General features: G+C 76.1%; 12 protein-coding genes. 10 read left to right on the forward strand and 2 right to left on the reverse strand.

Going from position 1 to position 12,868, the window contains the following annotated elements; all coding sequences use genetic code 11:
• Window positions 1-139: 139 nt before the first annotated feature.
• Genes ACGF5C_RS20465 through ACGF5C_RS20500 form a run of 8 tightly spaced genes read left to right on the forward strand, consistent with a single transcriptional unit; the run spans window position 140 to window position 8,966 of the window.
• Window positions 140-1,972, forward strand: a complete 1,833-nt coding sequence (locus ACGF5C_RS20465) for an HAD-IIIA family hydrolase (RefSeq protein ID WP_393303743.1) — start codon at window positions 140-142, stop codon at window positions 1,970-1,972.
• Complete coding sequence (locus ACGF5C_RS20470) at window positions 1,969-2,946, forward strand: glycosyltransferase (protein WP_393303745.1); 978 nt, start codon at window positions 1,969-1,971, stop codon at window positions 2,944-2,946. The genes ACGF5C_RS20465 and ACGF5C_RS20470 overlap by 4 nt, the downstream gene beginning before the upstream one ends.
• Entirely contained in the window at window positions 2,931-4,148 is a 1,218-nt protein-coding gene (locus ACGF5C_RS20475; protein ID WP_393303747.1) for a glycosyltransferase, read from the forward strand. Before ACGF5C_RS20470 ends, ACGF5C_RS20475 begins: the two co-directional genes overlap by 16 nt.
• Window positions 4,148-4,804, forward strand: coding sequence for an SIS domain-containing protein (locus tag ACGF5C_RS20480; RefSeq protein WP_393303749.1), 657 nt, complete (start codon window positions 4,148-4,150; stop codon window positions 4,802-4,804). The genes ACGF5C_RS20475 and ACGF5C_RS20480 overlap by 1 nt, the downstream gene beginning before the upstream one ends.
• A gap of 14 nt (window positions 4,805-4,818) precedes the next feature.
• Complete coding sequence (locus ACGF5C_RS20485; RefSeq protein ID WP_393303751.1) at window positions 4,819-6,351, forward strand: PfkB family carbohydrate kinase; 1,533 nt, start codon at window positions 4,819-4,821, stop codon at window positions 6,349-6,351.
• Window positions 6,348-7,049 carry an SDR family oxidoreductase gene (locus ACGF5C_RS20490; protein WP_393303753.1) on the forward strand — a complete coding sequence of 234 codons (702 nt, stop codon included), beginning with the start codon at window positions 6,348-6,350 and terminating at the stop codon, window positions 7,047-7,049. The genes ACGF5C_RS20485 and ACGF5C_RS20490 overlap by 4 nt, the downstream gene beginning before the upstream one ends.
• The gene (locus ACGF5C_RS20495; protein ID WP_393303755.1) at window positions 7,046-7,999 is read left to right on the forward strand and encodes a glycosyltransferase family 9 protein; all 954 of its coding nucleotides are present in this window, start codon (window positions 7,046-7,048) and stop codon (window positions 7,997-7,999) included. Before ACGF5C_RS20490 ends, ACGF5C_RS20495 begins: the two co-directional genes overlap by 4 nt.
• Window positions 7,983-8,966, forward strand: a complete 984-nt coding sequence (locus ACGF5C_RS20500) for a DNA topoisomerase IB (RefSeq protein ID WP_393303757.1) — start codon at window positions 7,983-7,985, stop codon at window positions 8,964-8,966. Before ACGF5C_RS20495 ends, ACGF5C_RS20500 begins: the two co-directional genes overlap by 17 nt.
• A 179-nt stretch (window positions 8,967-9,145) precedes the next feature.
• On the opposite strand, the gene ACGF5C_RS20505 is transcribed toward ACGF5C_RS20500, so the two are convergent.
• Window positions 9,146-10,180: a helix-turn-helix domain-containing protein gene (locus ACGF5C_RS20505; RefSeq protein WP_393303759.1), complete on the reverse strand. Its 1,035-nt coding sequence runs from the start codon at window positions 10,178-10,180 to the stop codon at window positions 9,146-9,148.
• 78 nt (window positions 10,181-10,258) lie between these two features.
• Entirely contained in the window at window positions 10,259-11,017 is a 759-nt protein-coding gene (locus tag ACGF5C_RS20510; RefSeq protein WP_393303761.1) for a TetR/AcrR family transcriptional regulator, read from the reverse strand.
• A 98-nt stretch (window positions 11,018-11,115) separates the two neighbouring features.
• Here ACGF5C_RS20510 and ACGF5C_RS20515 point away from each other — a divergent pair, with 98 nt between their 5' ends.
• Both ACGF5C_RS20515 and ACGF5C_RS20520 read left to right on the forward strand, forming a co-directional pair.
• Window positions 11,116-12,084 (forward strand): ATP-binding cassette domain-containing protein, encoded by a 969-nt coding sequence (locus tag ACGF5C_RS20515; RefSeq protein ID WP_393303763.1) that lies wholly within the window; start codon window positions 11,116-11,118, stop codon window positions 12,082-12,084.
• Complete coding sequence (locus tag ACGF5C_RS20520; RefSeq protein WP_393303764.1) at window positions 12,077-12,850, forward strand: ABC transporter permease; 774 nt, start codon at window positions 12,077-12,079, stop codon at window positions 12,848-12,850. The genes ACGF5C_RS20515 and ACGF5C_RS20520 overlap by 8 nt, the downstream gene beginning before the upstream one ends.
• Window positions 12,851-12,868: the final 18 nt, after the last annotated feature.

Genomic DNA, 12,868 nt, shown 5'->3' on the forward strand with positions numbered 1-12,868 from the left:
AACAGCGCCCGCGGGTTAGCTTCTCCGGGGCGACGGGTAACGCCACCCCGGGCCGGCGTGTCGACGCCGCCGGCGTGGGCGACGCGGCGGCGCGTTGAAGATGACGTTTACTCCCCTGGGCGCCGGGAACCCGCCGGCTGTGCGACAGGACCAGGTGGAGCCGGATCAGCGCAGGTCAGCCCGGGTTTGTGCCGGCGCTGACCGGGTCGCGTCCGGGCCCGTCCTGTTCGACGCGGTGCTGCTGGACCGGGACGGCACGTTGGTGGAGGACGTGCCGTACAACGGTGACCCGGAGAAGGTGCGGCCGATGCCGGGGGCGCGGGCGGCGTTGGACCGGTTGCGGGCCGCCGGCCTGAAGCTGGCGGTGGTGACGAACCAGTCGGGCCTGGCGCGGGGCTGTTTCGGCGAGGCGCAGATGCGGGCGGTGCACGCCCGGGTCGAGGAACTGCTGGGGCGGTTCGACGCGTGGTTGGTGTGCCCGCACGACGACGGTGACGGGTGTGGGTGTCGCAAGCCGGCGCCGGGGCTGGTGCACGCCGCGGCCCGGGAGTTGGGCACGGTGCCGTCGCGGTGCGTGCTGGTGGGTGACATCGGCCGGGACATGACGGCGGCGTTGGCGGCGGGGGCGGCGGGCATCCTCGTGCCCACGCCGGTGACCCGCCCCCAGGAGGTGGCTGCCGCCCCGCAGGTCGCGGCGGACCTGCCGGCGGCGGTGGTGGAGATCCTGCGCCGCCAGACGGCTCTCGACCCGGCCACGTACCGCCAGCCGGTCCTCGACCCGGCCACCTACGGCCAGCCGGTCCTCGACCCGGCCATCCCCGGCCTGGCCGGCACCCGAGGGTGGACCGGGACCGGCACCGTTCCGCCGGCCAGCCGGCGGGAGCGGGGCGGGACGGTGCTGGTGGTGCGGTCGGACTCCGCGGGGGACGTGCTGGTCACCGGCCCCGGCATCCGCGCCGTCGCCGCCACCGCCGGCCGGGTGGTGATGCTGTGCGGGCCCCGGGGGCGGGCCGCGGCGGAACTGCTGCCCGGCGTCGACGAGATCGTCGAACACCCGCTGCCCTGGATCGACCCCACCCCGGAGCCGGTCGACCCGGCCGACATGGCGACGTTGACGGATCGGCTGGCCGCCGTCGGCGCCGACGAGGCGGTCATCTTCACCAGCTTCCACCAGTCCGCCCTGCCCCTGGCCCTGCTGCTCCGGCTGGCCGGCGTCGGCCGGATCAGCGCGATCAGCGACGACTACCCCGGCGCTCTGCTCGACGTGCGCCACCGCGTCCCGGCCGGCGTACCCGAACCCGAGCGTGCCCTCTCCCTCGCCGCCGCCGCCGGCTACGCCCTCGCCCACCACGACGAACCGGCCCTGCGCCTGTGCCCGGCGCCGGAGCCCCCGCCCGAGGCCGGCGAGCCGGGCTACGTGGTGCTGCACCCCGGCTCGGCGGCACAGGCGCGGGGCTGTCCGCCGGAGCTGGCCGCCCGGATCGTCCGCACCCTGAGCAGCGCCGGTTACCGGGTGGTGGTCACCGGCGGCCCCGGCGAGCGGGAGCTGACCGCCCAGGTGGCCGGCGACGACGCCGTCGACCTCGGTGGGCGGACCGGGCTCGCCGAACTGGCCGCCACCGTCGCCCGGGCCGGCGCGGTGGTGGTGGGCAACACCGGCCCCGCCCACCTCGCCGCCGCCCACGGCGTCCCGGTGGTCAGCCTCTTCGCCCCGACCGTCCCGTTCGGACAGTGGGGGCCGTGGCGGGTGCCGACCGTACGGCTCGGCGACGCCGAGGCCCCCTGCCGGGACACCCGGGCCGCCCGGTGCCCCGTGCCCGGGCATCCCTGCCTCAGCGGCGTCGGGGCCGGGCAGGTGCTCGACGCGCTGCGGCTGCTCGGAGTGGCCCCGGCGGCGCTGCCGGCGCGCGATGGGGGCGGCGCGGGAGACCGCGTGCCGGCGGTGGCCAGCACCGGCGGGAGCGGCCGATGAACGTCCTGCTGTGGCACGTGCACGGCTCCTGGACCACCTCGTTCGTGCACGGCAAGCACCGCTACCTCGTGCCGGTCACCCCCGACCGGGGCCCCTACGGCCTCGGCCGCGCCCGCACCTACCCCTGGCCGGACACGGCCGTCGAGGTCACCCCCGACCACCTGCGCACCGCCGGCGTGGACCTCGTCATCCTCCAACGCCCCGAGGAACTCGACCTCGCCACCGAGTGGCTCGGCCGCCGCCCCGGCCGGGACATCCCCGCCGTCTACGTCGAACACAACACCCCCAAGGACGGCGCCGTCCCCCACAGCCGCCACCCCATGGCCGACCGGGACGACCTGCTCATCGCCCACGTCACCGCGTTCAACGAGCTGTTCTGGGACACCGGCGCCACCCGCACCACGGTGGTCGACCACGGCATCGTCCCGCCCGCCGCCGAGTACACCGGCGAGCTGGAGCGGCTGGCGGTGGTGATCAACGAGCCGGTACGCCGCGGGCGGGTCACCGGCACCGACCTGCTGCCCCGGTTCGCCGAGATCGCCCCGCTGGACGTCTTCGGGATGAGGGTCGCCGGGCTGGCCGACCACCTGGGCCTGCCGGCCGACCGGCTGGTCAGCCACGACGACGTGCCCCAGCACCGGATGCACGCCGAGCTGGGGCGGCGGCGGGCGTACCTGCACCTGTGCCGGTGGACGTCCCTCGGGTTGAGCCTGATCGAGGCGATGTCGATCGGGATGCCGGTCGTCGCGCTGGCCGCCACCGAGGCGGTGACGGCGGTGCCGCCCGGCGCCGGAGCCCTGTCCACCCGGGTCGACACGCTGCTGGACGCCGCCCGCCGGTTCGTCGAGGAGCCGGCGGAGGCGCGCCGGGCGGGGGCCGCGGCCCGCGCCGCCGCCCGGGAGCGCTACGGCCTCGACCGTTTCCTCGCCGACTGGGACCGGCTGCTGGAGGAGGAAGTATGCGCATCGCGATGATCTCGGAGCACGCCAGCCCGCTCGCCATCCTGGGCGGCGAGGACGCCGGCGGTCAGAACACGCATGTCGCCGAGCTTTCCGCCGCGCTCGCGGCCGCCGGACACGACGTGCGGGTCTACACGCGCCGCGACGCGGTGGACCTGCCCGTGACCGTACGCAGCGCCGACGGCTACGACGTCGTGCACGTCCCGGCGGGGCCGGCCGAGCCGGTCGCCAAGGACGCGCTGCTGCCGCACATGAGGGAGTTCAGCCGGTGGCTGGTCGACCGGTGGCGGGGCGGGGAGTGGATGCCCGAGGTGATCCACGCGCACTTCTGGATGAGCGGCCTCGCCGCGCTGGCCGCCAGCCGGCAGACCGGGGTGCCGGTGGTGCAGACGTACCACGCCCTGGGCGTGGTGAAGCGGCGGCACCAGGGCGTGCAGGACACCAGCCCGGCCCGCCGCATCGGCTACGAGCGGGAGCTGGGCCGCTCGGTCGACCGGGTGATCGCGCAGTGCCAGGACGAGGTGGGCGAGCTGGTCCGGATGGGCGTGCCCCGGTCCCGGATGACGGTCGTCCCGTCCGGGGTCAACCTGGGCACGTTCGCCCCGCTCGGCCCGACCGCCGACAAGGAGGACGGCCGGCCACGGATCCTCACCGTCGGCCGGCTGGTCGAGCGGAAGGGCTTCCAGACGGTGGTCCGGGCGATGGCGTACGTCCCCGGGGCCGAGTGCGTGGTGGTCGGCGGGCCGCCCGCCGGCCTGCTGGAGACCGACCCGTACGCCCGCCGACTGCGCGCCCTCGCCGGCACCTGCGGGGTGGCCGACCGGGTGAAGCTGGTCGGCGCGGTGCCGAGGGAGGAGATGGGGCGCTGGTACCGCTCGGCGGACGTCCTGGTGGCCGCCCCCTGGTACGAGCCGTTCGGGCTCACCCCGCTGGAGGCGATGGCGTGCGGGGTGCCCGTGGTCGGCACCGCCGTGGGCGGCATCAAGGACACCGTGGTCGAGGGCGTCACCGGCGACCTCGTCCCGGCCCGGGACCCGCGCACGCTGGGCACCGCGATCCAGCGGCTGCTCGACGACCGGATCCGCCGCTTCGCGTACGCGGCCGCGGCGCGGGAACGGGCCCGGCGGCGGTACTCGTGGGCGGCCACCGCCGAGCGGCTGGTCGAGGTCTACGGCGACGTGGCGGCGGTGCGCCGGCCCACCCGGGTGGTGGCCTGATGGCGGCGGCCCCGACGCCGCTCGACGCGCACCTCGCGAACCTGGCCGCGGCGCTGCTGCCCTTCCGGCAGTACGAGGAGCTGCTGGCCGGTTGGGGGGAGACCCTGGCGCGTCGGCTGGTCGACGGCGGCCGGCTGCTGGTTGCCGGCAACGGTGGCAGTGCCGCCGAGGCCCAACACCTCACCGCCGAACTCGTCGGCAAACTCCGCGACGACCGCCGACCACTGTCCGCCCTCGCCCTGCACGCCGAGACCTCGGCCCTCACCGCCATCGGCAACGACTACGGCTACGACGAGGTCTTCGCCCGCCAGGTGCGCGCCCACGGCCGCGCGGACGACATCCTCCTGCTGCTGTCCACCAGCGGCACCAGCACCAACCTCCTCGCCGCAGCCCAGGCCGGCCGCGACACCGGCCTGCACTGCTGGGCCCTCACCGGACCCGCCCCCAACCCCCTCGCGGACCTGTGCCACGACACCCTCGCCGTCCCCTCACCCGACAGCCAGGTCGTCCAGGAACTCCACCTCGTCGCCAGCCACCTGCTCTGCGAGTACGTGGAGCAGGCGCTGCCGACGGCGCTCGCCGGGCCGGGGGCGCCCGTGCGGACCGGGGTCGAGGTGGTGCTCGACGGTGGGGCAGGTCAGCAGGTCGACGCGTGATGAGGAGGGGAAGCGTGACGGGACCCGTGGTGGTGGTCGGCGACACCCTGCTGGACCGCGACGTCGAGGGGGTGGTGAACCGGCTCTGTCCGGACTCGCCGGTGCCGGTGCTGGACGAGACCGCTCACGTCGACCGGCCCGGCGGCGCCGGACTGGCAGCGGTCTTCGCCGCCGCGCGGGGCGCGGAGGTGGTGTTGGTGACCGCGTTGGCGGACGACGCCGGCGGGGCCCGGCTGAGTTCGTTGCTCGACGCCGCCGGGGTGCAGGTGTACGCCCTCGGCCTGCGCGGCGGCACACCGGAGAAGATCCGGCTGCGCGCCCGGGGCCGGGTGCTGCTGCGCCACGACCGGGGCGGCGCCGCCGGCACGCCGGGCGAGCCCTCCGACGCGGTGCTGCGGGTGATCGCCCGCGCCTCCGCCGTGCTGGTCAGCGACTACGGCCGGGGGGTGGCCCGGCAGCCCGCGCTGCGGGCGGCTCTCGCCGAGACCCGGGCGCCGGTGGTCTGGGACCCCCACCCGCGGGGACCGGCGGCGGTGCCGGGGGTGCATCTGGCCACCCCGAACGAGTCCGAGGTGCGGGAACTGGTCAAGTCTCCGCCCGGCGCGACCCGGCTGGCGACCGCGTCCCGGGGCGCGCAGGCGCTGCGGCAGCGCTGGCGGGCCGGCGCGGTCGCGGTGACCCTGGGCGGGGACGGCGCGCTGCTCTGCCACGCCGGCTCGACCCCGCTGGTGCTCTCCGCACCGACCACCGCCGAGGGGGACACCTGCGGCGCCGGCGACCGGTTCGCCGCCACCGCCAGCCTCGCCCTCGCGCGGGGCGCGCTGGTCTCCGAGGCGGTGCAGGAGGCGGTCGCGGAGGCGTCGGCGTACGTGGCGGGCGGGGGAGTGGCGACGGCGCTGCCGCCGGCGCGTCCGCTGCCGCCGGCGGTGTCCAGCCCCGGCGGGGAGCGGGTCGGTGTGGCCGCGGTCGCCGCCGTGGTGTCGGCGGTACGCGCGGCCGGCGGCACGGTGGTCGCCACCGGCGGCTGCTTCGACCTGCTGCACGCCGGGCACGTGGCGACGTTGCAGGCCGCCCGGCAGCTCGGCGACTGCCTGGTCGTCTGCCTCAACTCCGACGCGAGCGTGACCGGGCTGAAGGGCCCCGACCGGCCGGTGATCCCGCAGGGCGACCGGGCCCGGTTGCTCGCGGCGCTGAGCTGCGTCGACGCGGTGATGATCTTCGACGAGTCCACGCCGCACGCGGCGCTGTCCTGGCTGCGGCCGGACGTCTGGGTCAAGGGCGGCGACTACGCCGGCGACGGCGGCGAGCCCGCCCTGCCGGAGGCGGACGTGCTGCGCCGCTGGGGCGGGCACACCGTGGTGGTGCCGTACCTGGACGGCCGCTCCACCACCGGGCTGATCGCCGCGGCCCGGTCGGCCGGCCCCGCCGCCGGCCCGGCCGACGCGCCGCCGCTCACCGACACCGTGCCGCCGGCCTGTCCGCCGCCCGGCCCCGGGTCCGGGGGCGCGTCGGCGCAGCGGCCGAGCACGGCGGAGGGCACCCGGTGAGCGGCGCGCCGCCCGGGGCCGGGCAGACGGTGCTGGTCACCGGCGGGTCGAGTGGCCTGGGCGCGGCCGTGGTCGCGGCGGTGGCCCGGGCCGGCGGCCGGCCCGTGGTGCTGGACCGGCACGCGCCGGCGGACGGGGTGCCGTGGGTGGAGTGCGACCTGGCCGACACGCGGGCCGCCGAGGCCGCCACCCGGCGGCTCGCCGAGCGGTCCGGCGGGCTGGACGCGGTGGTCACCGCGGCGGGGGTGGACGTGCCGGGCCGGCTGGCGGACCTCCCCGGCGAGACCTGGGAGCGCGTCGTGACCGTGGACCTGCTCGCCACGGCGGCCGTCGTCCGGGCCGCCCTGCCGTTCCTGCAGAGCTCCCGGGGCAGCATCGTCACGGTCGCCTCGACGTTGGGAGTGAAGGCGGTCAGCGACGCCACCGCCTACTGCGCCGCCAAGTTCGGCGTCGTCGGCTTCACCCGCGCCCTCGCCGCCGAACTCGCCGGCACCGTCAACGTCACCCTGCTCATCCCCGGCGGCATGCGCACCGCCTTCTTCGACGACCGCGACCCCCAGTACCGGCCCGGCCCCGACGCCAACCTCAACGATCCCGCCGACACCGCCGCCGCCGTCATGTTCGCCCTCTCCCAGCCCCCCGGCTGCGCCGTCCGCGAGATGATCGTCTGCGCCGAACAGGAAACCTCCTACCCGTGATCCTCGCCCTGCGCGCCCTCGGGGTCGGCGACCTCGCCACCGCCGCCCCCGCCCTGCGCGCCCTGCGCACCGCCCACCCCGACCAGGAACTCGCCCTCGCCGCGCCCGCCTGGCTGGCCCCGCTGGTCGACCTCGTCGGCGGCGTCGACCGGCTGGTGCCCACCGACGGCCTCGGCCGCCTCGACGCCACCGTGCGAAGGCCCCACCTCGCCGTCAACCTGCACGGCCGCGGCCCCGAGTCCCACCGCATGCTCGCCGACACCCGGCCCGGCCGGCTGCTCGCCTTCGCCAACCCCGCCGCCGGCCACCGCGACGGCCCCGACTGGGCCGACGACGAGCACGAGGTGCACCGCTGGTGCCGGCTGTTGCGCTGGTACGGGACGGCGGCGGACCCGGCCGACCTCGGGCTGCGCCGGCCGCCGGCGGGGGACACCCCGGCCGGGGCCACCGTGCTGCACCCCGGCACCAAGGTCATGGCCAAGCGCTGGCCGGCGGAGCGGTTCGCCGCGCTCGCCCGGGAGCTGACCCGCCGGGGGCACCGGGTGGTGCTGACCGGCAGCGCCGACGAGCGGGCGCTCGCCGAGCGGGTCGCGTACGACGCGGGGCTGCCCGGCACGGCGGTGCTGGCCGGCCGGACGGGCCTGGCCGGGCTGGCGGCCCTGGTCGCGTACGCCCGGCTGGTGGTCTGCGGGGACACCGGCGTGGCGCACCTGGCCACCGGCTACGGCACCGCCTCCGTGGTGCTCTTCGGCCCGGTCCCGCCGGCACGGTGGGGGCCGCCGCCGGACCGCCCCCGGCACCGGGCGCTGTGGGCCGGCGCACGGGATTGGCCGAGGTGGGACGGGGTAGGAACGCATCCGACGTTGGCGGCCGTGGGTGTCGACGAGGTGGTGGCCGCCGTGGACGAGGCGGAACAGGCGGTGCGGGTTTCCGGTGCGGTTGCGGCGTAGTGATCCGGGCAGGCCCGGGTACGGGCGTCGCCGGCGCGGCAAGGGGTGGCTCTTCCTCGACCCGGCCGGCGAGCCGGTCCGCGACCCGGACGCGCTGGGCCGGCTGCGGGAGCTGGTGATCCCGCCGGCCTGGCGGGACGTGTGGATCTGCCCGCACCCGAACGGACACATCCAGGCCACCGGCGTGGACGCGGCGGGACGCAAGCAGTACCTCTACCACCCGACGTGGCGGCAGAAGCGGGACGAGGCGAAGTTCGACCACGTGCTGGAGGTGGCCCGCCGGCTGCCGGTGCTGCGCGAGCGGGTCGGGCAGGACCTCTCCGGCCGGGGGCTGAACCGCGACCGGGTGCTGGCGACGGTCACCCGGCTGCTGGACATGGGAATGTTCCGGGTCGGCAGCGACCAGTACGCGGCCGGCGACGACCCGACCTTCGGGGTGTCGACCCTGCGACCGGAGCACGCCCGGTCCCGGGGCGGCTGCGTGGTGTTCGAGTTTCCCGCCAAGGGCGGCGTCGAGCAGGTGCGCCGGATCGAGGACCCGGAGCTGTGCCGGGTGCTGACCAACCTGCGGCGCCGGCGGCGGGCGGCCGACCGGCTGTTCGGCTACTGGGACGGCCGGGACTGGCGCGACGTGCGCAGCGACGAGGTCAACGAGTACCTGCGCGACGCCAGCGGCGGGGAGATGACCGCGAAGGACTTCCGGACCTGGCACGCCACCGTGCTGGCCGCCACCGCGCTGGCGACGGCGGGGGCACAGCGTTCGGTCACCGCCCGGAGGAGGGCGGTCGCGGGGGTGATGCGGAACGTCGCGGAGCTGCTCGGCAACACCCCGACCGTGGCACGTACGTCCTACGTCGACCCGCGTGTGGTCGACCTCTACCACGACGGCGTGGTGGCCCCGGTCGACGGACGGACGCCCCGGGAGAAGGCCGAGCAGATCGTCCTGGAACTGCTGGAGGAGGCCTGACCGGCCCCGCCGTCGGTCCTGGGGGAGAGTGGCGACGGGGCCGGGGTCCAGGACAAGTCCGGGTGGTCACCGGGCGGCCGCCCGCCGCCTCCATGGGCGGCGGGCGCCTCGCCGCGGCCCCCGTTGGCGCCCGACCCCGCTGTCGCACTCGGCGGGGAGGGGATCGGCCGCCTCGGATGTCAGTCTGCCCCGACCGGGTTGACCGTGGACGCCGTCGAGTTGACTTTCCGTGCCGGCTCCGCCTGACTGGCGCGCCAGGATTGCGGCGTCATGCCGTGGGCCGCCCGGAAGACCCGGCTGAAATGCGCCTTGTCGGGAAATCCCCAGCGTGCCGCGATCGTCTGGATCGGCTGGTTGCGCAGGCCCGGGTCGGCCAGGTCGTGCCGGCACCGCGCCAGTCGCAGGTCCCGGATGTACGACGCGACCGTCGACTCCTCGGCCTCGAAGAGCCGGTGCAGGCTGCGCAGCGAGATGTGGTGGGCGTCCGCCACCAACTGGGGGCTCAGCGTCGCGTCGCCCAGGTGCCGTTGGATGTAGCCCTGGACCTGGGTGACCAGCGCGCGCCGGCGTACCTCGGTGGGCACGGCGTCCTCGGCCACCAGGTGCCGACCGAGCATGGTGGACGCGAGGTCCAGCGCGACGGTGCCGAGCCGGGCGGCGTCGGCGGCATGGTACTGCTCGGGGTGGTTGGCGACCTGGACGAGGAACTGCGCCAGCAGCGCGCCGATCCCCTCGGTGCCCGACATCCGGCCACCGAGCAGGGGCGCCAGCCGGTCCGGCGGCAGCGGCAGCGCGCCGTGCGGGATGAGCGCCACCACCGACCGGGCCGCCTCCTGACCTCGGTCGTCGCCGAGGTGCCGGACGCCGTGCGGGCGCGAGGCGTGGTAGAAGGTGAACTCGTCGGGCCCCAGCATGCTGCTCCGGCCGGCCTGGCTGACCACGCCGTCGCCGTTGACGGTCAGCGCCAGCATGTAGACCTCCGGATCCGACTGGCGCACCAGCTTCGGCGTCCGGACGCAGTCCACCGACGGGTACCGGTAGTTGACCACCCGGATCGGGCCGAGCTCGATGATCTCGGCCCGGGCGGCGAAGTCGTGCGCGTGCTCCGTCCGGATCCGCAGCGGGGTCGCCGTACGGGCCACCATGTCCAGCCACATCCCGAAGCGGTCTGCTGGCGGAACCTGTTCCGTGTCGATGGTGGTCCGCCGCAGCATCCCCGCCCCCGTCCCTTGCTCTCCGCCCGGTGGCCATTGTGGGCGACGGGGCCGGCGGCGGCCAGGGAGGGTTCGCGTTCAGTCCGTCGCCGAGCGGCTGCGGACCAGCACCTCGACGCCGTCGAGCACCCGGTCGAGGCCGAACTGCCACTCCGCGTCGAACTCCTCGTCGTCGTCGGCGGCGACGCCTTCGGCCAGCAGCGCGCGGATCGCCGGGTACGGGCCGTGCCGGGTCAGCCGGGCGAGTTGCTGCCAGTAGCGTGCGCCGGCCTCGTCCGGGCTGATCTTGGTCCGCGTCGCCGCCTCGGTGATGTCCGCCGTCAGGGTGGCCCAGTGCCGGGCGTACCCGTTGACGAGCAGGATCGTCGAGAGGCGCTCGGCGGCGCGCAGGCCGGTACCGCGCAGGGTGTCCAGCCCCTGTTCCATCCAGCGCACCTGGTTGGGGCCCATCGGCGGGCCGCCGACCGGGACGTGCCGGGTCCACGGGTGGCGGTGGATCGTTGTCGCGTTGCCCAGCGCCCAGCGGGCCAGGGCCGGCCGCCACCCCTCGTCCGCGCCGCGCGGCGGCGGCGGATCGCCGTACGCGGCGTCGGCCATCAGCTCCAGCAGGTCGCTCTTGGCGGAGACGTAACGATAGAGCGACATGGTGCCCACGCCCAGCTCGCCGGCGACGCGGCTCATCGACACCGCCGGCAGTCCCTCGGCCTCGGCCACCCGGATGCCGGCGGCCACCACCTGCTCCAGGCTGAGGCTGCGCCTGGGGCCCTTCCCAGGGCGTTCGCGCAGGCCCCAGGCGATCTCCACACTCTCGGGCAGCTCGACGTCGGCGTCGCTCACCCTCACCTCCCGATCCGGCTTGACCGCCATCCTAGCCACTGCGTATGGTCTACGCAGAATAGCGTACGTCATACGCTGAATGCGGAGGGTGAGCGGTGATGGGAGCAACAGCACCTGAGGCGGTGGAGACGATCGACCTACGCAAGTCGTACGGCGGGGCCACCGTGCTCGACGGCCTGACCATGCGGGTCGCCCGGGGCAGCGTGTACGCCCTGCTCGGCCCGAACGGGGCCGGGAAGACCACGACCGTCCGGATCCTGGCCACGCTCGCCACCCCCGACGGGGGCGTGGCCCGGGTGGACGGTCACGACGTGGTGCGCGACCGGCGCCGGGTGCGGCGGACGATCAGCCTCGCCGGCCAGCACGCGGCGCTCGACGACCAGCAGACCGGCACGGAGAACCTGCACATGATGGCCCGGCTGGCCGGGCTGTCCCCGGCCGCCGCCCGGCGACGGGCCGCCGACCTGGCGGAGCGCTTCGACCTGGTCGCCGCCGCCGGACGGCGGGTGGTGACCTACTCCGGCGGCATGCGTCGCCGCCTCGACCTCGCGGCCAGCCTGGTCGGCGAGCCGTCCGTGATCTTCCTCGACGAGCCCACCACCGGCCTCGATCCGCGCAGCCGGCAGGGGCTGTGGGAGGTGGTGGCCGAGCTGGCCGGGGCGGGGGTGACGGTGCTGCTCACGACCCAGTACCTGGAGGAGGCCGACCGGCTGGCGGACCGGATCGCGGTGCTGCACGGCGGCCGGCTCGCCGCCGAGGGCAGCGCGGGCGACCTCAAGCGCCGCTTCGGCGCCCACCGCCTGGAGCTGACGCTGCGCGACGCGCCGAGCTTCGCCGCGGCGGAGCGCCGCCTCGGCGACCGGGTCACGCACCGCGACCCGGCCCGGCTGGAGTTGGCGGTGGCGACCGACGGGGGCGCGCCGCACGTCCGGCACCTGCTCGACGAAATCGACCCGGACCGGCGGGACCTCGCCCGGTTCACCGTCCGCGAGGCCACCCTGGACGACGTCTTCCTCACCCTCACCGGCGACCCGGTGGCGACCGCGCGGGAGGTGGCCCGTGTCTGAGCTGACCCTGCGGCCCTCCCGCGCCGGCGAGGCGCTCGTGATGGCGGCGCGCTGCCTGCGGCTGTCCCGGCGCAACGTCGACGCGCTGCTGACCTCGCTGCTGCTGCCCGTGATCCTGATGCTGCTCTTCGTCTACCTGTTCGGCGGCGCGATCGACACCGGCACCCGGTACGTCACCTACGTCGTCCCCGGCGTGCTGCTGCTCTGCGCCGGCTTCGGGGCGGCGGGCACGGCCGTCAGCGTGACCACCGACCTGACCGAAGGAGTGATCCAGCGGTTCCGCACGATGGACGTCAGCGCCGCCGCGATCCTCGGTGGGCACGTCGTGGCCAGCGTCGTCCGCAACACCGTCTCCACCGTGCTGGTGCTCGCCGTCGCCGTCGCCATCGGCTTCCGCCCGACCGTCGCGCCGCTGCGCTGGCTGGCCGCCTTCGGGGTGCTGCTGCTCTTCCTGCTCGCCGTGTCGTGGCTCTCGGCCGCGTTCGGCCTGCTGGCCCGCACCCCGGAGGCGGCCGGCGGCTTCACCTTCCTGGTGATGTTCCTGCCCTACCCGAGCAGCGCGTTCGTGCCGGTGGAGACCATGCCGAGCTGGCTGCGCGGCTTCGCCGACCACCAGCCGGTCACCCCCGTCATCGAGACGCTGCGGGCCCTGCTGCTGGACACCCCGACGGGTGCGGCTCCGGCCCGGGCCGTGGCCTGGTGCCTCGGAATCCTGCTCGTCGCCGTGCTGGCGAGCGTGGTGCTGTTCCGCCGCCGGGTCGCCTGAGCGCCGCACGGGGACCCG

It is taken from the genome of Micromonospora sp. NPDC047620, assembly GCF_043205005.1.
In the GTDB taxonomy this organism is placed as follows: domain Bacteria; phylum Actinomycetota; class Actinomycetes; order Mycobacteriales; family Micromonosporaceae; genus Micromonospora.